The organism is Priestia sp. 40, assembly GCF_049368575.1.
In the GTDB taxonomy this organism is placed as follows: domain Bacteria; phylum Bacillota; class Bacilli; order Bacillales; family Bacillaceae_H; genus Priestia; species Priestia zanthoxyli.
Map to the genome: position 1 here is coordinate 1 of NZ_JBMPZA010000001.1, position 24,959 is coordinate 24,959.

The 24,959-nt window shown below is 38.0% G+C and carries 19 protein-coding genes; 13 read left to right on the forward strand and 6 right to left on the reverse strand.

The genetic code is table 11. The annotated features are described in order from the left end of the window. Positions 1–203: 203 nt before the first annotated feature. From ACO1DI_RS00005 to ACO1DI_RS00020, 4 genes are all read right to left on the reverse strand, one after another. Entirely contained in the window at positions 204–461 is a 258-nt protein-coding gene (locus ACO1DI_RS00005) for a hypothetical protein (protein WP_014460199.1), read from the reverse strand. Between the two features lie 243 nt (positions 462–704). Continuing rightward, positions 705–1,031, reverse strand: a complete 327-nt coding sequence (locus ACO1DI_RS00010) for a general stress protein (protein WP_115653839.1) — start codon at positions 1,029–1,031, stop codon at positions 705–707. A 172-nt stretch (positions 1,032–1,203) separates the two neighbouring features. Beyond that, positions 1,204–1,746 carry a DUF3231 family protein gene (locus ACO1DI_RS00015; protein WP_423144911.1) on the reverse strand — a complete coding sequence of 181 codons (543 nt, stop codon included), beginning with the start codon at positions 1,744–1,746 and terminating at the stop codon, positions 1,204–1,206. Positions 1,747–2,188: 442 nt separating this feature from the next. Next, positions 2,189–2,608 (reverse strand): hypothetical protein, encoded by a 420-nt coding sequence (locus ACO1DI_RS00020; RefSeq protein WP_013056956.1) that lies wholly within the window; start codon positions 2,606–2,608, stop codon positions 2,189–2,191. A 270-nt stretch (positions 2,609–2,878) separates the two neighbouring features. Between ACO1DI_RS00020 and recQ the strand changes: the two genes are divergently transcribed. The 7 genes from recQ (at position 2,879) to ACO1DI_RS00055 (ending at position 14,901) form a co-directional block, all read left to right on the forward strand. After that, positions 2,879–5,014: a DNA helicase RecQ gene (recQ, locus tag ACO1DI_RS00025; protein WP_115653840.1), complete on the forward strand. Its 2,136-nt coding sequence runs from the start codon at positions 2,879–2,881 to the stop codon at positions 5,012–5,014. Between the two features lie 113 nt (positions 5,015–5,127). Then, complete coding sequence (locus ACO1DI_RS00030; protein ID WP_115653841.1) at positions 5,128–6,504, forward strand: sigma-54 interaction domain-containing protein; 1,377 nt, start codon at positions 5,128–5,130, stop codon at positions 6,502–6,504. A gap of 217 nt (positions 6,505–6,721) precedes the next feature. Then, complete coding sequence (gene speB / locus ACO1DI_RS00035) at positions 6,722–7,705, forward strand: agmatinase (protein ID WP_115653842.1); 984 nt, start codon at positions 6,722–6,724, stop codon at positions 7,703–7,705. A gap of 82 nt (positions 7,706–7,787) precedes the next feature. Then, a complete protein-coding gene (locus ACO1DI_RS00040; RefSeq protein ID WP_014460191.1) occupies positions 7,788–9,236 on the forward strand; it encodes an aldehyde dehydrogenase family protein in 1,449 nt (482 codons plus the stop codon). A gap of 20 nt (positions 9,237–9,256) precedes the next feature. Beyond that, the gene (locus tag ACO1DI_RS00045; RefSeq protein WP_014460190.1) at positions 9,257–10,618 is read left to right on the forward strand and encodes a purine-cytosine permease family protein; all 1,362 of its coding nucleotides are present in this window, start codon (positions 9,257–9,259) and stop codon (positions 10,616–10,618) included. Between the two features lie 210 nt (positions 10,619–10,828). Continuing rightward, the gene (locus ACO1DI_RS00050) at positions 10,829–13,441 is read left to right on the forward strand and encodes a helicase-related protein (RefSeq protein ID WP_423144912.1); all 2,613 of its coding nucleotides are present in this window, start codon (positions 10,829–10,831) and stop codon (positions 13,439–13,441) included. 539 nt (positions 13,442–13,980) lie between these two features. Continuing rightward, the gene (locus ACO1DI_RS00055) at positions 13,981–14,901 is read left to right on the forward strand and encodes a 1,4-dihydroxy-2-naphthoate polyprenyltransferase (RefSeq protein WP_025752322.1); all 921 of its coding nucleotides are present in this window, start codon (positions 13,981–13,983) and stop codon (positions 14,899–14,901) included. A 41-nt stretch (positions 14,902–14,942) separates the two neighbouring features. Here the strand turns inward: ACO1DI_RS00055 and ACO1DI_RS00060 are convergent, their stop codons facing one another. Further along, positions 14,943–16,118 carry an alanyl-tRNA editing protein gene (locus ACO1DI_RS00060; protein WP_423144913.1) on the reverse strand — a complete coding sequence of 392 codons (1,176 nt, stop codon included), beginning with the start codon at positions 16,116–16,118 and terminating at the stop codon, positions 14,943–14,945. Between the two features lie 110 nt (positions 16,119–16,228). On the opposite strand from ACO1DI_RS00060, the gene ACO1DI_RS00065 reads away from it, so the two are divergent. From ACO1DI_RS00065 to ACO1DI_RS00075, 3 genes are all read left to right on the forward strand, one after another. After that, entirely contained in the window at positions 16,229–18,376 is a 2,148-nt protein-coding gene (locus tag ACO1DI_RS00065; RefSeq protein ID WP_423144914.1) for a YhgE/Pip family protein, read from the forward strand. A gap of 64 nt (positions 18,377–18,440) precedes the next feature. Then, positions 18,441–18,818, forward strand: coding sequence for a PH domain-containing protein (locus ACO1DI_RS00070; protein ID WP_014460184.1), 378 nt, complete (start codon positions 18,441–18,443; stop codon positions 18,816–18,818). A gap of 219 nt (positions 18,819–19,037) precedes the next feature. After that, complete coding sequence (locus tag ACO1DI_RS00075) at positions 19,038–20,237, forward strand: MFS transporter (RefSeq protein WP_423144915.1); 1,200 nt, start codon at positions 19,038–19,040, stop codon at positions 20,235–20,237. A gap of 223 nt (positions 20,238–20,460) precedes the next feature. Here the strand turns inward: ACO1DI_RS00075 and ACO1DI_RS00080 are convergent, their stop codons facing one another. Next, positions 20,461–21,333: a selenium metabolism-associated LysR family transcriptional regulator gene (locus ACO1DI_RS00080; RefSeq protein WP_013083080.1), complete on the reverse strand. Its 873-nt coding sequence runs from the start codon at positions 21,331–21,333 to the stop codon at positions 20,461–20,463. A 344-nt stretch (positions 21,334–21,677) separates the two neighbouring features. Here ACO1DI_RS00080 and ACO1DI_RS00085 point away from each other — a divergent pair, with 344 nt between their 5' ends. The 3 genes from ACO1DI_RS00085 to ACO1DI_RS00095 are packed head-to-tail and all read left to right on the forward strand — an operon-like array spanning position 21,678 to position 24,943. Next, positions 21,678–22,067: a GntR family transcriptional regulator gene (locus tag ACO1DI_RS00085; RefSeq protein WP_013083081.1), complete on the forward strand. Its 390-nt coding sequence runs from the start codon at positions 21,678–21,680 to the stop codon at positions 22,065–22,067. After that, the gene (locus ACO1DI_RS00090) at positions 22,060–22,959 is read left to right on the forward strand and encodes an ABC transporter ATP-binding protein (RefSeq protein ID WP_423144916.1); all 900 of its coding nucleotides are present in this window, start codon (positions 22,060–22,062) and stop codon (positions 22,957–22,959) included. The genes ACO1DI_RS00085 and ACO1DI_RS00090 overlap by 8 nt, the downstream gene beginning before the upstream one ends. Then, positions 22,934–24,943, forward strand: coding sequence for a DUF6449 domain-containing protein (locus ACO1DI_RS00095; RefSeq protein WP_221779943.1), 2,010 nt, complete (start codon positions 22,934–22,936; stop codon positions 24,941–24,943). Before ACO1DI_RS00090 ends, ACO1DI_RS00095 begins: the two co-directional genes overlap by 26 nt. Positions 24,944–24,959: the final 16 nt, after the last annotated feature.

Below are 24,959 nucleotides of genomic sequence, written 5' to 3' on the forward strand. Positions count from 1 at the left end.
AAGGGGGATTCCTTTTTTTATTATTAATTTTCTAGTGAATCAATCTGAGATTGAGCCAGTTTTTAAGTCCTGAACGAGATTAATTAGTTCACTATCTGAACGTATAAAGATTGTTAAAATTGCGATAAATACGTTGGTGCTAGAAGGTGCAGTAAATAGAAAAAAATCTCCTTGCTTATCAAGGAGATTTTTTTATCTTATTATTATATATTTTTTCTTCGATGCTCTCTCCATAGTGAAGTTAGTTCTTCTGACCAATATTTATAATCAAATACTGCTATATGTTTGCTAGGCATAAAAACATTTAAAAGCCAATTAACCCTCAATTTATCTCTGAGGCCTATCGTTTTATCATTTTTGCAGCAGCCTTCATCACAAGGTTTATCGTGTATTTTGTAAGGAATATTTTTAACGACTAATCCATCTTTTACACGTTTTGTGTATTCAATTCCTATAATCAAATATATCACTCCTCGCAGTAACTTCTATCTCCATAATCATATGTCTTAAGAACTTCTTTAATCATATCTATTTCATTTTTTAATCCCTTATCAACAAATTAAAATAGCATATAAAAAAGAGAGTCAATAAAAATGGACTGCTCATCTCTGTTATATAAATGAGGGGAGGGAAAGTATTTTTTAATGAAAGGGTAAGGAAGGCAGAAGCCAAAAATAAAAAAGCCCTGCTGTAGGGCTTTTAGATTAAGCAACTTTTGATGCAACGACAATTACTTTACCGTGATCTAATTCTTCTTCATAGCGTTCAGCTTCTGGCTGTGATAATCCTAGCGAACGCATTTTGGCGCGAAGCTCGTCTCCTCGAGAACGAAATACATTCGCAATTGAATCAAATACACCTTGCTCAGAAAGACCGATAGTGCTTGTGTTTGTTGCGGCTGTTAAATCCTCGGAGCGATCCTGATGGTGTGCAAGTAAATAAACTTCATCTTTTGTAAATCCTTCACGCAAAAATTGTTCAATTGTATCTTTTGCCTGTACCCCATTTTCAACTACTTTTACATTTACCATTTCAAAAAACCTCCTTGTATGATAGACAGCTTTCTGCAATACGTTTAGTAATGAAGAGAAGTTTAATTAACTTGTCTTCTTGTTTTGTGTATACACGTTATTGAAAGTGATAAAACCTATTTTATAAAATTGAGTTAAAAAGTCTAACATACAAGGAAGATAAAAACCTTTGTTATTTATGAGGAGCACCTGGCGGATAATAAGTAGGAGGGTACTTTAGCCAGCCTTTTTCTTGCATCAATTTTTTGACCTTTACGCCAAACAATACTTTTTCGGTATGAAATTTGAGCCACATCGTTCCAAGATCTTCTCGAATGGCCTGACTAATGTTTGTACTGCACATCACAATATTTGAAGCTACTTTTACTGAAATCAAATTCGAAATTTCAGTATTGGTTGCTTTTGCACCAAGAGGGATATCTTGTGAGTTCGATTCAGGCTTAGCAGCCGGGATTTCAGAAAGAGGGAGTCCTTCTTTCAGCATAAAGTGCTTAAGAGCATCCAACTGAGATTCTGCCAAATCTTTTGATTCGTTTACAAGTTTGACTAATTCTTTATCAGTTGTAGTATGTAAAGATGTTTCAAGCGCAGGGATTTCTTCTGCTAAAGCTGTAAAATAAAGCCAACACCCCATTGCTTCACCAATGTGCAAAGGAGGAAAATCGTCATTATGTGTGGATTTTAAGTACGTAAGAAGTGATTCCATTACATTCATTTGCTATGCTCCATTCTGTCACAAAATTTTCGCATAGTTAGTATGACCTTTCTGAATGTAATATAAACACTCTAGTGGTAAAGAAGACATGGGCGTATTTTTAAAACTTTTTTTAAAAAATAGTATTAGTATAAAAGATTGTAAACAGTCCGATTCTTTTTTTAAAAAATAATTACAGTGAAACTGGACGTTTAAATAGAAATGTCACAGCAAGCGCGGATTATAATCAAAGCAAATGGTTTTTTCTATGATAACTATGATACCAGGGTGGGAGAAACATATCATTATAAAGGTTATTGTAAAAGTAATATTTTTATAAAAATGAAAATTCCGCACTTATCTTTTTAGTCTTTTACCCTCAAGGGACAGAACGAACTCCAAAAAAGCCTAGATCTTAAACAGCTAAGATCCAGGCTTTTTGCATACATAAAAATAGAGAAATTTAAGATGAAAGACGTTCTTTTTGTTTTTCATAAACAGAAGTAGACTCGTTCCATGTATATCGACCGTCTTGTAATTGAATGGTTGCGCTGAATGGACAGTCTATTGACGTTTCTGCGTCATCTAAACTACTTTCAAGTAAACTTTTTTTAAATCGAAGCAAATCTTCTTTTGAAGCAACTCGAAAAACCATTTCTAATGTAAGATCATCGTCCATTGCATTGTGTAATTGACTAATACTTTTGCGGAATTCTTTATTATATTGGAGCATAATTTTAATATCTGCTACGCAAGCAACACCAAACACATCTTTCACAACAGACTCAACCGTTAACTGTGTTGTCGAAGCATATGTTGAAATATTACGCTGTGGATTTTCTAAATAATAAATCGTTTCTACAGGATGTCTCGTGATAAGCACCTCTTTCCTATTCTTAAGTATACAGGAAAAAAGAATGGAATGGGGAAAGATTTTTAGGAAAGGAGTCCTGACATACATAAAAAGACTGTTTGTAATAGGAAAGAGAGTTATAAATTGAGGGCTTTTCGCTTATCATTTTTGCTATAACCTTAAATCAACGAATTCTGTGCAACTTCCTATAAGATTTGATAAAATAAAACTCTACGTCTCAATTCTTTCCAATGGATCCCTCAACTACTATTTCTACTTATTTTAAAGGAGGACGCTATTTTGCAGTTTGAACAGGCTTTAACACATTTACAGTCCTATTTTGGCTATGATTCATTTCGAAAAGGACAGGAAGAGTCGATTCGTTACGTTTTAGAAGGGCACAATACAGCTTGTATTATGCCGACAGGAGGAGGGAAATCACTTTGTTATCAGATTCCTTCATTGCTTTTAGAAGGAACGACACTGGTTATTTCTCCGTTGATTTCTTTGATGAAAGACCAAGTGGATACGCTGAACGCAGCTGGTATTCCGGCCACGTATATTAACAGCTCGCTGACGCATACGGAGGTGCAGCAGCGCTTGGAAGAAGTGGCACTTGGCGAGTATAAGTTGCTTTATGTAGCGCCGGAACGACTGGAGTCACCTCAATTTTTAGAACAGCTTCAAATGCTTCCTATTCCGCTTGTAGCGGTAGATGAAGCGCACTGTATTTCACAGTGGGGTCATGATTTCAGACCGAGTTATTTGCGTATCAGTGATCTAATTACCAAGCTGTCTAACGCTCCGATTGTGATGGGGTTGACGGCTACTGCGACGCCTCAAGTGCGTGAAGATATTTGCAGAGCTCTTCATATTAATGAAGAGTACACGGTGATGACTGGGTTTGAACGTGAAAATTTATCGTTCGCCGTGGTGAAAGGTCAGGATCGAATCAGCTATATCGATCAGTATATCCGTAAAAATGATCAAGAAGCAGGCATCATTTATGCCGCTACGCGTAAAGATGTTGAAGAGCTTCACGCTAGGTTGCAAAAATCAGGAGTTAACGTATCGAAATACCATGCTGGTATGAGCGCAAACAGCCGTGATGAAGAGCAGAACCGCTTTCTTCAAGATGACGTTCAGGTAATGATAGCCACGTCTGCCTTCGGAATGGGGATCGATAAATCGAATATTCGCTTCGTTCTTCACTATCAGCTTCCAAAAAATATGGAAAGCTATTACCAAGAAGCAGGACGTGCTGGTCGTGACGGACTTCCAAGTGAGTGTATTGTGCTTTATTCACCTCAAGATATTCGCGTGCAGCGCTTTTTGATTGAACAGTCAACGTCGAATCCTAAAAAGCAGATTCAAGATCTTGAAAAGCTGCAAAATATGGTGAACTACTGTCATACAGAAGGCTGCTTGCAAGCGTATATTCTTCATTATTTTGGAGAAAGTGAAGCGCATGAATGCGGGCGCTGCAGCAACTGTACGGATGATCGTGTAGAAATAGACGTAACGGTTGATACGCAAAAAGTGTTATCTTGTATGATTCGTATGGGCGAACGTTTTGGTAAAATGATGATCGCTCAAGTGTTAACGGGTTCTCGAAATAAAAAAGTAGTGGATTTTGGTTTTGATAAACTGAAAACGTACGGCGTCATGAGCGATCGATCCGCTAAAGAAGTGAGCGATTTTATTGAGTATTTGATTTCAGAGCAGTTTATTTTAGTAGGACAAGGGTCATTTCCTACTTTATCCGTAGCGGCCAAAGGAAAAGGCGTGCTTCTTGGAACGGAAAAAGTAATGAGAAAAGAACAAATGGAAGTGAAGCAAATTGTCCAAGATGACGAGCTGTTTGCTCATTTGCGCTCCGTTCGAAAGCAGCTGGCAGACGAAGCCGGCGTGCCTCCTTTTGTTATTTTCTCAGACGATACTCTTCATGATATGTGTACAAAACTTCCGGTAACGCTTGAACAGTTCGCCACTGTAAAAGGAGTGGGAGAACAAAAACAAGAGCGATACGGAGAACGATTCACTTCTGAAATCAAACAGTTTTGTGAAGAACATCCAGATCGAAAGCGAGAAGTGTCAGCGCCTGCTCCGAAAAAAGCAAGAGCTTCATCAAAAGAAGGCTCTCACTTAATGACGTATGAGCTATTTCAGCAAGGCAAATCGTTAGATGAAATTGCTGAAGAACGTGAGTTGAGCCGTATTACTATTGAAAATCACTTGTTTAAATGTGCGGAAGAGGAAAAAGAAATTGACTGGGCGCCTTTTCTTTCGGATGATGACGAACAGCTTATTTTACAAGCCGCTTCGTCAGTAGGTGATGAAAAGTTAAAGCCAATCAAAGAAGAATTACCTGAAAACATTACTTATTTTATGATTAAAGTAGCGTTATTCAAACGAAAAATGAAGCAGATATCTTAGACAAAAGCTCCTATTAAAGGAGCTTTTTGTGTTGAATAAGGGAGTTTACTGATAAAATAGAAGAAATAAATATTTGAAAAGTCAGATTAAATGAAAAGGAGTACTGCACTGAGATGATTGAACGAGAGCTTGAAGCTATTTTGCATGCTTCTAACGACAATATCGTCATCACTGATGAAAAAGGGTGTATTTTACGAGCGAGTCAAAACTGCTGCGATATATACGGGTATGAGGTGTCAGAGTTAGTGGGACAAACCGTATATGAATTGCAAGACCGCGGGATATTTTCACCTTCCGTTACGATTGAAGTGTTAAAGAAAAAGAAAGAAGTACAGCTGATGCAAAAAACAGAAACGGGCAAAGTTGTAATGGCAACCGGTATTCCCGTGTATGATGAACATCAGTGTATGAAAAGAGTAATCAGCTTTTCGCATGATTTAACAGAGCTTCAGCGCTTAAAAGAAGATTACCAGCAGCTCGAAGTGAAAATGAAAACATATCAGCTAGAAGTGGAAGAGCTTCGTGAACAGCAGTCAAATGAGATGGTCATACGAAGTGAATCGATGAAAAAGGTATGGTCGATTATTAATCGCGTGGCAGACAGCGATGCAACGGTTGTGCTGCTAGGTGAATCGGGTGTTGGTAAAACGGCTTTTGCCCGTGCTTTACACTATGGAAGTGAACGAAAAGAAGAGCCTTTTGTTGAAATTAACTGCGGAGCCATTCCAGCTAGTTTGTTCGAATCTGAAATGTTTGGATACGAAGCAGGCTCTTTTACAGGTGCAAGTACAAAAGGGAAAATAGGAAAGTTTGAATTAGCTCATAACGGTACGCTTTTTTTAGATGAAATAGGAGAGCTTCCTCTTGATATGCAAGTGAAGCTGTTAAAAGTGCTGCAAGAAAAAACAGTCACTAAAATTGGAAGTGAACGAGCCAAACACGTAAACTTCAGGCTGATTGTAGCAACAAATCAGCCGCTTGAAGAAATGGTCAAAAAAAGAACGTTTCGCGAAGATTTATTTTATCGCTTGCACGTTATTCCGATTACCATTCCTCCACTTCGCGAGCGAAAAGAAGACATCACGGCACTGCTTTATCACGTGTTACATAAACAAAATGAAAAATATAACATGAAGAAATTTTTTCACGCAGAAGCATTAAATCTACTTCTTGAACATCAGTGGCCTGGAAATGTTCGCGAGCTTGAAAATACAATTGAACGCCTTGTGCTAACAACGGATGAAAACAGTATCTCGCCTCAAGACCTCCCGTTTTATTCAGAAAATGGCAGCAGTGAAAAAGAAGAATGGGAGTCTCTTGACACGTTAACCTCCCAGGGAATGACGCTTCAGCAAGCACTTGCAGAAGTGGAGAAAAACTGGTTGATTCGCGCTTATCGACAGTGTCAAACAACGTATGAAATGGCAAATACATTAGGAATTAGCCAGCCTACGGTTGTAAGACGTTTAAGAAAATACAATATTAAATAATGAGATTTTAATTCATTATGAATTAACTGATTCAATACTGAATCAGTTTTTTTGTTTTGATTCTATTATGAATTAAAAATCGTCCATAATTGCGCGGAATAAGGCGATAAAAATTGGCATGCATTTTGCATTAGTAAAAAGTATCTAAATAAAAAGCGTCAGTATCTAAAATAATGATGCGGCGCTAATGAATGAAACCCACTAGGAGGAATAAATCATGCCAAAATATCAGCCGAAAAATTCATTTGAATCTCCGCGTTTTTGCGGACCACGTACATTTATGAGACTTCCGTACGTAGAACAAGTAAATTCAGAGATGGATTTTATTGTAACGGGTATTCCATTTGATTCAGGTCAATCTTTTCGAACAGGAGCACGTTTTGGACCGGAAGCTATTCGAGATTTCTCCATTTTGCTTCGCCCGTATAACCCAGAACAAAAGATTAATATTTTTGATTACATTTCAGGCGTGGACTACGGTGATTTGTCAGTTGTTCCCGGATATATTTTAGAAACATATAAAAAAATTGAAGAAGGGCTAGCACCGGTTGTGAATGAAGGTATTATTCCTATTTCACTAGGTGGTGATCATTCGATGACCCTTGGTGAACTTCGTGCGATTGCAAAAAAACACGGACCGGTAGCACTTTTACAGTTTGATGCTCATTCTGATACGTGGGATAGCTATTTTGAACAAAAATACAATCACGGTACGGTATTCAGACGAGCAATTGAAGAAGGGTTAATCGACGTATCGCGCTCGATTCAAATCGGTATGCGAGGCGGTCTGTACGGCATTGAAGATTTAGAAGATGCAAAGAACTTAGGTCTAGCTCTGTATACGACAAATGAATATAAAAAACTGGGCGTTGAAAGAATGCTAGATATTATTCATGAGCGTGTAGGAGAAGGACCCGTATTTTTATCGTTTGACATTGACTTTTTAGATCCAGTTTACGCACCGGGAACAGGAACACCTGAAGTCTCAGGTGCAAGTATTGACGATGCGCTTCAATTCGTTCGAGGCTTAACAAATATTGACTTTGTCGGTTTTGATTTAGTGGAAGTACTGCCAGCTTATGATCATGGTCAAATTACAGCAGCAGCGGCCGCTAATATTGTCTATGAATTTATCACGCTTATTGCGTTAAGGAAAAAAGCAAAAGAAGAAGAAGCGCTGTTAGTAAAAGCACGCGACTGAATATAAACAAGACGTTAAAAGTGGGAAGGTACTATTATCTTCCCACTTTTATATAAGAGTTTTCTATAAGGAGCGTTTGACTATGAACGGGCAAGTAAATGTAAAAATAGATAAGAAGCAAGTAAGACCATTTAAAAGAGAAATAATCAACCCAGCGACCAATAAAATCATAGCGGAAGTGTTTGATTCGTCGCTTCAACAAGTAGAGGAAGCGGTAGGTAAAGCAAAGCAGGCTTTTGAACAGAGTGAATGGAAGAAAAATAAGTCACTGCGTGTAGAGGTGCTTACGAAACTAGCAAATTTATTAGAAAATGAAGCGAGTATATTCGCTGAAACAGAAACATTAAATACAGGCAAACCGATAAAAGAAGCGCAGTTAGATATTGAAGATACAATTAATTGTTTAAAATATTACGCAAATTTAATAGAAGAAAATCAGCCGTGGAAAAAGAACATGTTTGACGACACAAACAGTAAAATCATTCAAGAACCTATTGGCGTATGCGCGCTAATCGTTCCTTGGAATTTTCCTTTGCTGCTTGGCATGTGGAAGCTGGCTCCTGCCTTAGCAGCTGGAAATACGGTGGTGTTTAAGCCGTCAGAATTAACGCCGCTTTCTTTTTTAAAGTTAGCTTCACTATGTAAAAAAGCTGGTATACCAGAAGGCGTGTTTAATTTACTTACGGGAGACGGTGAAGTGGGAAGTACGCTAGTTAAACACAATGACGTAGCCAAAGTCTCTTTTACAGGAGGATCAGAAACAGGCAAACGTATTTATCAGCAGTGTGCAAAAGAAATGAAAAGAGTTTCGCTTGAACTGGGAGGGAAATCTCCGCTTCTTATTTTTGAAGATAGCGAAATTGATATTGCGGTAGACTGGACAATGTTTGGCTCGTTTTTTAATCAAGGACAAGTGTGTGTAGCTTCATCGCGTATACTCGTACACGAATCTATTTATAAGCCATTTCTTTCTGCTCTTACGGAGGCTGTTGCTACTATAAAAATTGGTAATCCGTTAAGAGAAGAAACGGAGATGGGTCCGGTTATTAGCAAGGAGCATCTGAATAAAATACGGGATTTTATAAAGCTAGGTCAAAAAGAAGGTGCGAATTTATTAACGGGAGGAACGTTAATCGACTGCGAAGGTGGAAACTATATAAAGCCGGCTGTGCTCGTTGACGTGAAGCAGCATATGAAAGTCGTACAAGAAGAAATATTTGGTCCGGTCATTACTGTTCAATCTTTTTCAAGTGAAGAAGAAGCCCTAGCACTTGCCAACGGCACGAGATTTGGTTTAGCTGCAGGAATTTTAACGAATGATGTAGCGAAAGCAGAGCGAGTTGCTGAACATCTTCAAGCGGGAACGATTTGGATCAACGGCTACCATACGCCTCATATTGAAACGGCTTGGGGCGGTTTTAAAGAAAGCGGCATTGGCCGGGAGTTAGGTCCATCAGGATTAGCTGCTTTTACTGAAACAAAACATGTGAATACAAATTCCAAGCTAGCTCGAGCCAATTGGTATCAATAAAAGTGAAAGGTGGAAAAGCAATGACAACAAAAAGTGGTCTCGCCCATGATGATGTGCAGCCGATTGCAATGAATAAAAGAAGTATGGGCTTCTTCTCTACATTTTCCATGTGGATAGGAGCCAATGTGGTAGTAACGACTGTTTTTACGGGAATGCTGTTTGTACCCGATATGACCTTTTTAAAGGCATTATTTATTATTGTGCTTGGCTCTTTAGTTGGTGCTATACCGCTCGTGCTGATGGGGAATATCGGAACTCGCACCGGTCTTCCAACCATGGTTTTAATGAGACCAGCTTTTGGGCAAAGAGGGGCTATGCTTCCTGCTGCTGTTAATCTTATTACATTAATAGGATGGGCATGGATTCAAGCCTACATGGCAGGGCTAAGTTTAAATCATGCCGTCACCTTTTTGACCGGTTACAGCAATATCAATCTATTTACAATTCTTACTCAAGTACTAGTAGTAGCTATTTCTATATACGGACACAAAGGCATTGAAGCAACGGAAAAATTAGTAGCTACGCTTATGGTCATTTTAGCAACCGTTGTGTTTAGCTATTTGTTTATCGAATTTGATGCAGCAAAATTAATTCAAATGAAAGCAAGCGAAAATCCTGGTATTACAGGAATGTTAGCTTTTGATATTGTAGTAGCTACAGCTTTTACGTGGATTCCTATTGTTTGCGATTATAACCGAAACTGTAAATCTGAAAAAACGGGAATTGCGGGAACTTATTTAGGCTATAACGTTGCGACTTTGATTGCGATGGGATTAGGAGCAACGGTTTCCGGCTTTTCAATTCTCGGAAATATGACGCAAACGTATGACCCGGTAAATTTAATCGGCGCATATAGCCCGCTGTTAGGATTAGTAGCAGCCATCGTCATTTTTTTATCGGTGTTGTCGACCAACGTAATGGTACTGTATAGCGCAACAATGTCTTATTTATCTATTTTTCCAAAGCAGCGCTTTTGGATACCGGCACTAACGATGGGAGTTGTCACAGTCCTAGGTTCTTTATTAAAAGAGTGGTTAATGACAAATTTTCAAAGCTTTTTGCTTATGATCGGCGTCTTATTTATTCCTATTATTGCGATTGTTCTTGTTGATTATTATATCATTCGCCGAAAACACTATGACATTTCAGCTATTTTAGATAAGGAAAATAAAATATACTGGTATATAAAAGGATTTAACCTTCATGTGTATGTATCATACGTAGTGGGGGCTGTATTTGCCTATTATTTTACGTACGTTCACCCGCTAGCCACAGGCGCAACAATCTTAGCTTTTTTATTTACAGGTGTTTTACACGTATCGTTAACCAAGCTTTCACAGCTCTCCATCACTTACTCAAAGGGAATCGACAGAAATGCTTGATAGATATTTTAAATAGACTGAATTATCTAAAAAATATCAAAAGCTCCTGTTTAAAGGAGCTTTTTGCCTTGAAAATAGGTGAGAAATAAGCAAAAGCATGGGAAAGAGAAGTTCTTAATCTAGCTTCAAATAAAGTGGTAACAATGTATTTGATTCTATAAGGGGTCTTTTCTATAATAAATGTAGGAAAACTTTCCGAAGGAGAATTTTATGCTCGAATTAGAGGCTATTCAAGGCAGGGCCATTGAAAAAACTAAGCATACATTGCTACAGGATATAAAAAGCGTATTAGGTGAACAAGACGAATGTCCGGATTTAGAGACGTATTTAACAGACAGGCACTCTTTTATTAAAAAAGCCTGGGGGACTGCGTGGAGAAAAATAGTTGTTTCTTCTGTATCTAAGAAAAACAGAAAATCGTATTTAACAGAAAGAGGCTTTGAGATAAAAGGATATAAACCTCAAGCTATCGATAAGTTATTTGCTAAAGAAACGAGAAAAGGTATAGAATTTGATGCTTTTTCTTGGTTAGAAAAGCAGTACGGAAAGGGCAATAAAGCAGAGTGGCTATCTCTATACGGAGAAGCAAGAGTTGAATTTGCCAAAAAAGAAGAAGAAAGAAAAGAGAAAGAAAGACAGCAAAGTATTAATGATCGAAAAGCTAGGTATCAATTACAGTCAAATTTAGAATCAGCTCCTATTTTGGAATCAAACAAAGAGCTGTATTACCTACATATAAGAGAAAAGCTTTCATATCAGCTATCAAAAGACATTGAAACAAACTCAAAGTATATTGAAAACTATGCGCCGCATACTGAGCTTGAAGATGAATTAATAGAAAACGGTGATTTAACACGTCATGATTATGAAACGGTTCATGACTTTTTTCAAGAGCTCACCGGGAACGTAAGCTCAGAATTAGACAGATATTCAACGATTATCTTGTTTGAAACGTATGAGGATGTATACGAGGTATTTATCACCGATAAGATTTATGAAATCATTCCAACTATGATTATGGATGACCTTCCTGCTTCATTTAAAGAAGAATATAAATCTTATACAAATGCTTCGGTAACACGAATTGATATTATAAAAGCACTTAGAAGTGATTTATCGGATTTGGTCTATGAATATAAAAGAATGCTTGTAGAAGAAAAGCTTTCCGATGTACTAGAAGTTTCAGATCACAATTTAACGATCGAAGAGCATCAAGAAAGATATCAACAGCAGCTGGAACAAAGACGATTACAACAAGAACGTGAACGTGAAGAAAAGAAAAAGCTGATTGAAGAAGAACAGCGACAATTAAATTATATTTTTGGGGCCGAATACGAAATGGACCCAAGAAAAGAAACGGAATACATTCTTCATCTCGGTGATACAAACACAGGAAAAACGTATACAGCATTAAAGTCATTAAAAAAAGCTGCTTCGGGTAGTTACTTAGCGCCGCTTCGCCTGTTAGCTTTAGAAGTTTTTGAAAAGCTGAACAAAGACGGAGTTGCTTGTTCATTAAAAACAGGTGAAGAAGAAAAGATTGTTGAAGATGCTCAGCACATGGCCGGTACCGTAGAGATGTTTAGTGAATTAGAACATGGCGATGTAACAGTCATTGATGAAGCACAAATGATTCAAGACAGAGACCGAGGGTTTTCATGGTATAAAGCCATCACCCGAGCCAATGCCAAACAAGTTCATGTGATCGGAAGTTTAAGCATTCGAAGTATGTTAGAAGAGATGTTAGACGGTGTGATCTCAGAAATTTATGAGTATGAAAGAGATATACCTTTAAAAGTAGATCTTCGAAAGTTCAAAATTGAACAAGTGAAACCCGCAGATGCTTTAATTGTTTTCTCGCGTAAAAAGGTGCTCCAAACAGCGGCTAAGCTAGAAAAAGATGGTCATAAAGTTAGCGTGATTTATGGAAGTATGCCGCCTGAAACAAGAAGAAAACAAATTGAGCAGTTCATTCATAGAGAAACAAATGTCATTGTGTCTACAGATGCGATTGGAATGGGATTAAATCTTCCAATTAGACGAATTGTGCTTTTAGAAAACATGAAGTTTGACGGGCAAAAGAGGAGATTGCTGACTTCTCAAGAGTTAAAGCAGATTGCAGGTCGTGCTGGAAGGAAGGGGCTCTACAATGTTGGAGAAGTTGCATTCGCTAAAGATGCAAAGCAAATGAGAGAACTATTATTTTCAACAGACGAGCAAATCAGCAAATTTTCAATTGCGCCTACTTCAGATATGCTAAGAAGATTTAAAGAATATCATCATGACCTCGGAACGTTTTTTGACATGTGGGCTAAATTTAAAAATCCAAAAGGTACACAAAAATCAAACCTGGCACAAGAACGTGAGCTTTATGAGGAAGTGAAAGACACGCTGATTGAAGCGAAAATGCCAATTGTTGATTTATATGGCTACTTGCAGCTTCCTTTTTCAGCTAAAGAAAGCTCTTTGAAAAAGCAGTGGGTGGCTAGCATGAATGCGATTGTTAACAGAGAAGAGTTACCTGAACCAAGGATAATAGAAGGTTCACTGGAAAAATTAGAGCTGTCTTATAAAGCGATTGGCCTGCATCTTTTATTTCTATATCGAATGGATAGAAGACCGGAAGCTATTTACTGGGAGCGTGTCCGAGAAGAGCTTACAGATAAAATCCATAACGTATTGAGAAAAGATATGAAAAAATTTAAAAGAACATGCAGTGCGTGTTCTAAAGACCTTCCTTGGAATCATGATCATGCGATATGCGATTCGTGTTTTCATAAAAGATTTCGCAGAAGACATGGGGACGACTACGATTTTAATTAATAAGATATAGAGATAAAAAAGAGGCTTGTATAAACGTATGTTAGTTGAAGGAAGATCCGAACGATAAATCGCTCGGATCTTTTCATTGTGATAGTGAACATAGGTTTCATGTATGTAGAGGCTTCTAGCGGTTGATTGGAGGGCAAGGCGAAGACTCCTGAGGAAAGTCAAGTCTTGCACGGAAATAAACTGCGGTGTCACAAGCAGTTCAGCTCATGTATCCCATTTATTCGTCTTTAGATTGAATTCGTTTCTTTATGTCTCAATCTCATTTTTTATACAGACTTTTAATTTTTTTGCTGCGAATTTCTGCGCCAAAGCAGATTTTTGTAGAAAAAAGGCGGAAATGTATAAGCGGTCATCTTGTAAAAAGAGCAATAAATTATTATGATATAAGATGGAACTTATATTTTAAAGGATTCCGTGATTTTTTTGTTGGGCGGACGTGTATTGTCTTAGAGTAAGTTTGCTATCATTCATTATGTTAAAAGCAGCACTTTTAAATAGAGATACGGTTCGTAATAGAAGGGAAGAGGATGATGACAAGTCATAACAAAGAAAACAAAGCTGCAGTCGAGCAGTATAGTAAAGGGAAAATTTTGTGGCAATTAACCCGTCCTCATACGCTAACAGCATCGTTTGTACCCGTTTTAATTGGAACAGTTCTAGCTATGTTTTATGGCCATGTGAACGTTTGGATGTTCCTTGCGATGCTTTTTTCATGTTTGTGGATTCAAATTGCGACGAACTTATTTAACGAGTACTATGATTTTAAACGCGGGTTAGACACAGAAGACTCCGTAGGAATCGGAGGAGCCATCGTCAGACACGGAATGAAGCCGAAAACGGTATTAAATTTAGCACTGATTTCTTATGGAATTGCTCTTATTTTAGGCGTATATATATGTGCAAACAGCAGCTGGTGGCTTGCTTTAGTTGGATTAGTAGGTATGGCGATTGGGTATTTGTATACAGGCGGACCGCTTCCGATTGCGTATACGCCGTTTGGAGAATTATTTTCAGGTCTTTGCATGGGCGCGATGTTCGTGTTGATTTCATTTTTTATTCAAACGAATACCGTAACGTCTGAAAGCATCTTTGTATCACTTCCGATTGCGATTTTAGTAGGCGCGATTAATTTGTCTAACAACATTCGTGATATAGAAGAAGATACAAAAGGTGGACGACGTACGCTAGCTATTTTATTAGGTTCTAAAAATGCGATCAGATTTTTAGCTGCTTTGTTTGGCATTGCGTATATTTGGACCGTTGCATTAGTGGTATTCTTCGATATTAGCCCTTGGATTTTCTTAGTGTTTCTTAGTGCACCTAAGCCAATTCAAGCCGTACAAGCATTTGTACGCGGAGAGCTTATTGCGATGAAAGCAACCGCGCAAACAAATACGTTTTTTGGATTTACTTTATCAATTGGATTATTAATTGGCTATTTAGTAAGCTGAGTGAGTGGAAAAAGCCTGTCTTTTTAAAGACAGGCTTTTTGTTATGCTTCAGTTATTTTTTCTTTTACTGCGCTAATAAATGCGTTCATATTTTCAGAAGATGAGAAGCTGGCTTGAGCTTGTTTTGGTCCGCCGCCGCCTTTTCCATCGTAAAGCGGAAGCAGCTCTTTATAAAGCTCTCCGCATTTTACCACACTGCCGCTGTGAGCCAGTAAGACTTTTTGATCACTTGAAAAAGCAAAAAGAAGCGTCGTATCAGGCGTTTGAAGCAGCTGCTTTGTCAAAGCTTGCACATCTTTTAATGTACGGTTTTCAAAGTGATAGTACAGAAATGAACCTTCTTTTTTTGCTTCTAGTTCACTCGCTAAATAAGCAGCATTTTCATTTTTTAATTCTTCTAGTTGTTTTTGCAGCTCTTTTTGTTCAGTCTCCAATTTTTTAATGCGTTCTACAACTAATTCACGGCTTGTACTGAATTTGTTGCTAAGTTCTGCTACGATTTCTTGAGACTGCTGATAATCAGCTAATGCACGCATACCGCATTTAAAAAAGAGGCGTGTATTGCCGCGCTGCTTTTCTGTTTTCGTAAGTTTAATGAGACCCAGCTCTCCAATTTGGTTCACATGAGTACCGCAGCAGGCAGAAACATCAATGCCTTCAATTTCTACGATGCGTACCACTTCGTCTTCTAGCTCGGGCACTTTGCGAAGCGCAAGAGTATGTAAGTCTTCCTTTTTCACTTCGTACGTTTTAATGGGGCGGTTGCTGTAAATAGCGTCGTTTACAACTTTTTCAATGTGTAATAGCTGCTCATGAGATAACTGAGGTACATTTAAATCAATAGAGACAGCGTCGCTTCCTAAATGAAAGCTAACGGTGTGAATATCGTATGTATCGATTAATAGAGCTGAAAGTAAGTGCTGTCCGCTATGCTGCTGCATATGATCAAAGCGGCGATGCCAGTCAATTTCACACGTGACGTTCGTTTGTGCAGGCAGTGTATCAACGAGATGATATACTTCTCCATTTTCTTCGTAAACATCTTTTACCTCAATTCCGGCAATAGTACCGTAATCAGAAGGCTGTCCACCGCCTTCTGGATAAAAAGCAGTTTGTTTTAATGTTAAAGCGTAGCCATTTGAAAGAGCGCGCGTCTCTGTCACTTCTGTTTCCCACGTTTTTGTGTAGGGATTGCTATAATAAAGTCTTTCTGTCATGTTCATCATCCTTTCTACTAAAACCATATCTAACTTTTTCTATAGTATCAGAAATATGTTTCTTCGAACATGGATAAGCTAACTTGTAATAATAAAACTGGGTGGGACATATGAAAAATACTGTTTATATTTATACGCGGGATTTAAAAAGAATTTTCACCAATTGGGCGATGATTATCATTGTGCTGACGCTTATGATTCTGCCGTCTTTTTACGCATGGTTTAATATAAAAGCATCTTGGGATCCATACGGGCGGACTGAAGGTATTGCCATTGCAGTAACGAGCGAAGACGAAGGTTCTACGATAAGAGGGCAGCACGTAAACGTGGGAAAAGATATTATTGCAACGTTAAAGAAAAATAAAACGCTTGGATGGACGTTCGTCTCCAAAGAAAAAGCTGATCACGGAGTAAAGCACGGTGACTATTATGCAAGTATTGTTATTCCAAAAGATTTTTCACAAAAGCTTGGTACGGTTCTTCAAGATCGTTTGGAAAAGCCGGTCATTCTTTACAAAGTAAACGAAAAAATAAACGCCGTGGCGCCTAAAATTACAAGCAAAGGAGCCAGCAGCTTAACACAACAGATTAGTGAAAAATTCGTCAAAACAGCGAATGGAGCCATTTTTTCTGTTTTTAACGAACTAGGTATTACCCTGCAGCGGGATTTGCCGACCATTCAACAAGTTGAACAACGGATTTTTGAGCTTGAAAATCGTCTTCCTGAAATTAAAAAAGTAATTAATGAAGCGAATGATACCACTCAAAAAGCTGGAGCTATTGTATCAAAAGCTCAGGCCGCTCTTCCTGAAGTAGAGAGACTAACAGCTGACGGCGCACAGATGACTCAGCAGCTAAACACTTTTTTAACTAAAAGCGATGAAATTTTAAAAAACGCTGAGCCAACGATCAACGAAACGCTGCATCGTGTTCAACAACGAGCTCTCGGAGTGCAAGAATTGAAGAATCAGCTGATGGAAAAAGATATCGCACCGGCTGAAGTCAGCGCAGCAGCGGAACAGCTAAAAGTGCAGTTAACAAAACAAATTGCTGACATAGGAGAGATTCTTACGCTTCTTACGGGTTTAAATACGGTGTCTCAAGGGAACGTCCTTTCACCGGTTATTACTCAAATAAAAAGTGTACATGCGCTTTTACAGCAGCAGCTGTCGGATGTAAACGACTTGCAGCAGCAAACAAAAAATGGAGATGCTCCAGATCCAAGTGTGCTTGAGAAATTCAGTTCTCGTACCGACCAAGCTGTTTCTAAATTAAATACGTTAACGAATTCGTATTCTTCTACGATTGTACCGGCTGTTGAACAAGCAATCAAAGAAGCGAAAGATAAAACAGCAAGCGCAAACTCACTGCTTGAGGAAGCCAATAAAAGCATGCCGGATGTTTCTAATGTGCTGTCTAAAACAGCGAGTGGCATTTTGCTCGGACAGCAGGAGCTTGCGAAAATAACAAAAGACTTTCCGCGAATTGAACAAAACGTGCACAATATAGCGGATAAAATACGCGAATTTCAGCGAAAAGAAAACATTGAAGATATTATTAATTTGTTGAAAAATGATGTACAAAAAGAAAGTGATTTTTTTGCTAAACCGGTTCTTTTAAAAGAAGAAAGACTTTATCCTATTCCGAACTACGGATCGGCTATGTCACCGTTTTATACAACGCTTTGCTTGTGGGTCGGGGCTTTGCTGTTAGTTTCAATTTTAAGCGTAGAAGTAGCCGATGAAGAGCGGTTTAAAAGCTATGAAGTCTATCTTGGAAGACTTTTAACGTTTTTGTCTATTGCTCTTGTGCAAGCTTTTATTGTGACGCTAGGCGATTTATTTTTAATCAAAACGTACGTCGTAGATAAAGTGCCTTTTATCTTTTTAGGCTTGCTGTGCAGCTTCGTATTTATGACGATTGTCTATACGCTTGTTGCGATATTTGGCAATGCAGGAAAAGCAATGGCGATTGTTTTGCTTGTGCTTCAGCTTTCCGCTGCAGGCGGTACATTTCCGATTCAAGTCGTGCCTGCTTTTTTCCAAGCACTCAATCCGTTTTTGCCATTTACCTACGCAATAAGCATGATGAGAGAAGTTGTGGGAGGCATGTTAGCGGATATAGTAAGAAAAGATGTTACCGTTCTACTTTGCATTTGGCTTGGCGTGCTGCTCGTTGGCATCTTCCTTCACAAGCCTCTTAGTAAAACGAGTGCAAAACTAACAAAAAAAGCGCGTGAAAGTAAATTAATTCATTAAAAAAACGTTTTGGGTTTCCAGACAGAACAAAATGCGGTAGTGTAGATAGAAAGGAGTGATAAGCATGGGTATATTAGATGGACTATTAGGAAATGCATCAGAAGCAGATATAAGAGGAACTGAAAAAGACTTGCAAAATATCTTAATTGCCAACGAGCGAGTGGAACAAGCATATAAAGTCATTCGCGATTTGATGGTGTTTACAACGAAACGCTTAATTATCGTTGATAAGCAAGGAGTGACGGGAAAGAAAACAGATTATCATTCCATTCCTTATAAAACGATTACACATTTTAGCGTAGAAACGGCTGGAACGTTCGATTTAGATGCCGAATTAAATATTTGGGTATCAGGTTCTAGCGCGCCGATCTCAAAAGAATTTCGTAAAGATAAAAGCATTTACGACGTGCAAAAAGTATTAGCATCTTATGTATTGGATTAAAAAGTTGAGCCATGAAAAATTGGCTCGACTTTTTTTGTGTGTAAAACAAGAAAGCATAGCAGTCTTGCATACAGTCGTTTGAAAATACTCAGGCTGTTGTCCATTCCTATTTTCACTTTACTCATTACTGAAATGCATGAAAACGATTTACATAATGAATTATACAGAATAAAAAAACCGTGATATGCTTTTTTTAGAGAAAAAAGGAAGTGACCAACTGTGAGCTATACCGTAATTGGAACATCGGCTTTTCGCAAAACAAATGTTGCACTTTTTGCAGCAGGCTTCAACACATTTTCAATTTTATATTGTACACAGGCCATTTTACCTGAATTTTCTAGAGAATTTGGGATATCCCCGGCTTTTGCGAGTTTATCTCTTTCGTTAACAACCATCACGCTTGCTGTTAGTATGCTTTTTTTAGGTTCTTTATCGGAAGTGTGGGGACGAAAGAAACTGATGGGCCTATCGTTAATTTTTGCGTCATTGCTATGCATCATGACAGCATTTAGCTCTACCTTTGAAACGCTGCTAGTTTTTCGCGTTATTCAAGGAATCGTGTTAGCAGGGCTGCCTTCTGTGGCCATGGCTTACTTAGGAGAAGAAATTGAACCCGGGAGTTTAGGAAAAGCGATGGGGATTTATATAAGCGGAAACGCCTTTGGAGGCGTAGCGGGAAGACTTATGACAGGAGTGCTCACGGAGTATTTTAACTGGTCGGTAGCTCTTGATGTTGTAAGCGCAATCAGCTTATTGGCCACATTTGTTTTTTTTATGAACTTGCCTGATTCACAGAACTTTACTTCTCGGTCATTTGAACTTAGGCAGCTTACCGGCTCTCTTCGCAGTCATCTTCAAGATAGAGGGATGCTTTGTCTTTTTGCTATTGGTTTTGCACTGCTTGGAAGTAACGTAGCTTTATACAATTATATTGGATACGCTTTATCCGCTCCTCCGTATTCTTGGAATCATACGCTTGTAAGTTTTATTTTTGTCATTTTCTTTGTAGGAGTATTCAGCTCAGTCTGGATGGGGACGCTGGCGGATCGATACGGTCGGAAAAAGGTGCTGTTATGTACGATTGCTGTTACGCTTATTGGTTCAATCGTTACGCTGCATCCGATTTTATGGATAAAAATTACCGGGCTTTTGCTGCTGACGTTTGGCTTTTTCGGAAGTCACTCCATCGCAAGCAGCTGGGTAGGAAGAAGAGCAACGCATGACAAAGCGCAGGCTTCGTCTTTATATTTGTTTTTTTACTATGCAGGATCAAGCATTGGAGGGACTGTGGCTGGCTTATGCTGGAGCGCGTACGGCTGGAAAGGTGTGATTGCTTTAATTGGTGTGTTTCTTACAACAGCCTTGTTCTTAGCTGTTCGTTTATCAAAAATGCCGGCTCAGCAGACGCACGCTCACTAAAAAAAGAATGTAAAGACATGTATGGCTATTATCTTAAAAAAGAGGCTGGAGCAAGAGCATCTTAGCTGAAGGAAAATCCGAACGCGTTTGATTCTTGATTAAGAATCAAACGCGTTCGGATTTTTTTATTTTGATGGTGAGCGCTAGTTTTATGTACTAGCTCCTTTAGCCAGTTTGTTCGTCTTTAGATTGGATTGATTTCGTTATGTCATAATCTTTTTTCTTAGTTTAAAAGCTGAATAAAAAGCTCCGCTACTTTTTTATGAGCGCTGTTAGCAGGATAGATATAAGAAAAACGGCGCTTAAAAGGAGCGGTGTTAACATTGAGAATCGACAGGTGCTTTTGTTCTACATCTTCTTTAATAGCACAAAGCGATAGCACAGACATTCCTAAATCGTGAACAATCGCTTCTTTAATTCCTTGATTGCTGCTGATTGTTAGCATGCTTTTCATTTTTAAACCGTTGGACATTAGAACGTGATCTAAATATTCTCTTGTTCCAGAGCCTTTTTCACGCGCTACCCACCGCTGATTTTGTAAATCATCAATTTCTACTTTTTTAAGCTGAGCCAAAGGGTGATCCACTGAAGCAACGATGGCAAGTTCATCGTCCATAAAGGATTGAATATGTAAGTCGGACTCTTCCGTGTGACCTTCAATAAGCCCTACATCTACTTTGAAATGACGAACAAGCTGAGCAATTTCTTTTGTATTACCGATCGTCACTTCTACATCAATATCAGGATATTGTTCACGAAGCTTTGCTAAAAAAGAAGGAAGAATATATTCGCCAATCGTAAAGCTGGCGCCAATCGTTAGCATTCCTTTGACACGGTGATGATGTTCGTAAATATCTCGTTTCGTATGCTCATATATTTGAATCATTTGTTTAGCACGATCGTATAAAATTTCGCCGCTGGGTGTGATTTTTAACATTTTAGGTGAACGCAGGAACAGGGAAGTTTGAAATTCTTTTTCGAGATTTTTGATGTGTACGCTTACGCTTGGCTGTGAAATCATTAATTTTTCCGCAGCTTTTGTAAAGCTTTGCTCTTCTACAACAGAAACAAACGTCTTTAACGCATCATAGTACATAGAGTATGGCTCCTTCTATATTAAAAAAATTAATTATAAACATTATAAAACATTATTATGGTAATAACTAGAGGCACTTGGTTAAGAAAAGTAAAACAAGGTGCTGACTTAAAGGAGTATGTTTGCTTACAACGAAGGAAGCCTGCGTAATTTGTTTACAGTTATTTTTATTTTATCTATAAAGCTATTAAACACTTTTTTGTCATCTATTTGTAACAAAAGTAAAAAAAGTACTTGTTTTTTCCAAAAAACATACTATAATATTAACTGTAATACGATAAGTAATACAGTTAATACACCTAGTACACACATCATGATTTTGGGTAGATGAAGGGAGGCAGACTATGTTCGATTTAGATATTCGTAGTCGTAAGCCGATATACGAGCAATTAGTAGATAAATTGAAAGAGCTTATTATCCATGAAGTCTTTAAGGCCGATCAAAAGCTTCCATCTGTTCGGCTGCTAGCAAAAGAATTAACGATTAATCCAAATACAATTCAAAAAGCGTATCGTGAACTAGAACATCAAAACTATATTTATTCAGTTCCAGGCAAAGGAAGTTTTGTAACGCCTCAAGTTGATACACTAAATAACGAGAAGGTGAAAAAGATGAAAGAAGAATTAGTAAAGCTGTTGGCAGAAGCTATGTATTTAGGGATGGATAAAGATGAAATTCTATCACTTATTTCACAGGCTGAAAAAGCAGTAAAAGGAGGAAGCGATAGTGATTGAACTGAAGGGGATAAAAAAAGAGTTTGAAGAAATGGAAGCTCTAAGAGACGTCACGCTTTCTATAAAAAAAGGATCTATTTACGGACTGCTTGGCTCCAACGGTGCAGGAAAAACAACGCTATTAAAAATCATTGCGGGTATTTACAAGCAGGATCACGGAAAGATCGCAATAGACGGCGAGGAAGTATTCGAAAACGTTGGTTTAAAAGAACGTCTTATTTTTATGCCAGATTCTCTTTATTTTTTCCCTCAAACAACGATTAAGCAATTAGCGTCTTTTTATAGAAGCGTCTATCCGACTTGGAACGAAGAGAGGTTCCAAAAATTAAAAGAAGCTTTCCCAATTCAATTACATAAAAAGGTACATAGAATGTCCAAGGGAATGCAGCGTCAAGTAGGTTTTTGGTTAGCGCTGTCTGCTATGCCTGATGTACTTATCTTAGATGAGCCGCTCGACGGTTTAGATGCGGTAATGCGTCAAAAAATCAAAAACCTTCTTGTTCAAGACGTGGCAGAACGGGAAATGACGATTTTAATTTCGTCACATAACCTGCGAGAAGTGGAAGATCTGTGTGATCATGTAGGCATCTTGCATCACGGTCAATTATTAATTGAAAAAGAGCTCGATGATTTAAAGTCTGATGTGCACAAAATTCAAGTTGCATTTGAAGGAGATGTGCCGCTAGCGCTTTATGACACGCTAGACATTTTATATCAAGAAAAACGAGGAAGCGTCTTGCTTTGTATTGTTCGAGGAAAGGAAAAGCACTTAGTCAACAAAGTCCGATCGTATAAGCCTTTAATTTTTGACATCTTGCCACTTACGCTGGAAGAAATCTTTATTTATGAAATGGGGGATGTGGGTTATGCAATCGAAAACATCATCGTTTAACCGCGGCATGTGGATTCAATCTATGAGAAACGTGGGATGGATTGGGCTTGTATACTTGCTAGTACTGCTGTTCGCTTTACCTTTACAACTGATTTTTACTTTCACAGGAAAGGTAGAGCCTTATATAGAAAAACCAGATACGCTATTTAACGTATTGGATGGGCTGGAATTTGTGTTTATGTTTGTTGTACCAGTGTTACTTGGTATTTTCCTATTTAGATATATACAAACGAAGATTGCGGCTGACTATATTCATAGTTTACCAATTAAGCGTTCTACGCTGTTTCATCAAAATATGCTTCTGGGCGCGTTGGTTTTAGTTGTTCCTATTTTAATTACGGGAGTCGTTACTTTTGCCGTTAAAGGAGTTTTAACCGTTGAGGATGTTTATACAACAGGAGATGTTCTAAGCTGGGTGGGTTACAGTATTTTAATTAATTTATTTGTGCTGACTGGAACTGTTTTAGCGGGAATGTTCACCGGAATGTCTGTCCTCCAAGGAATCTTTTTATATGTTCTATTTCTTCTACCCGGCGGAATCTCTTATTTAGCTATATCCAATGTAAAGTTTTACTGGTACGGCTATGCGTATGACTATTACGTGAACAAAAATGTTGACAGCCTTGTTCCGTTTTCACACGTAGCGCAAATGGTAGCTCATAAAAGCTTTTCTACTAGTGCATTTGTCTATATTGGACTCATTGTCTTATTCTACATCATTGCTTTAATCACCTACCAAAAAAGAAAAGTAGAAGCTGCTACGCAAACCATTTCAGTTAGCTGGTTAAAACCGGTATTCGTATACGGAGTAACGGCTTGTTCACTCATGTTAGGCGGATTTTACTTTATTAGCATGAAAGGTGAATTTTCATGGATGGTCGTGGGCTATATTATTGGTTCATTAATAGGCTATACAGTTGCTCAAATCATTTTAAATAAAACGTGGCGTATCTTTACGAAATGGAAAGGGTATCTAGGCTTTGTTATAGCTGCAGCTATTGTGGGCTTTATCATTCATCTAGATGTGTTCGGCTATTCTACTAAAGTGCCAGCAGCTTCAGAGATTGAAAGTGTATATTTCGATGAAGATATATATCCATTGACTGATAAACCTGAAAACTATGCAAATGGAATGAATGGCTATTATGAAGCTCCATATTATTATACAAGTAAAGAAACGATTGAGAGTGTTCGTCAGCTGCAAAAACAAATTACAGCATCTAAAGATAAGAAGCTGGATCCTGATAAACAAAGTGAAATAGAAAGCAGAAACGGGAAAATAGCTGTATTTGCTTATAAATTAAAAAATGGAAAACAAATGGTCCGAGAATACTTTATTCCATTTTCAGACTATAAAGCTTTTTATAAAGAAATTGCAGAAACAAAAGAATACAAAGAAAATTTCCATCCGCTTTTACGAACAAAAAACACGGATAAAATTAAAAGCGTGAGTTTTTCTGTTCCAGGAAAGTCAAATTCAATCAACATTACAAATCCAGATAAAGTACAAGAACTTATACACGTAGTCAAACAGTCGATGATGAACGAAACGTTTGATGAAATGTACAGCACAAAAGAAAGCTGGGCTTCAATTGAGTTTATGGATGGAAAAGGACAGTACGTACAAACTGCTTCTTGGGATAAGTCTTATAGCGAAGTAGAAGCATGGCTGAAGAAAGAGCATTTATATGAACGTGCTCGCCTGATGCCAAAGGATGTAGAAAAAACCGAAGTGTTTAAAAATTCTTCTCATCTTAAAATCGATTATCGTCTTCAAGAAGAGTTTACATCTTTAACGAAGGATGAGAAAGCAATTAAAGTAAAAAACAATCAGCAGGTAGAAACACTTCTTCAACATGCGAACTTACGAGACACGGGAGATTATCTTGTTGCTTTTTATTACAAAGATCAAGTAGATACTCCTCAGATTTATATGTTGAATGAAAATGAACTGCCAATCGAACTAAAAGAAAAACTAAAATAGCAAGGGAGAACTTATT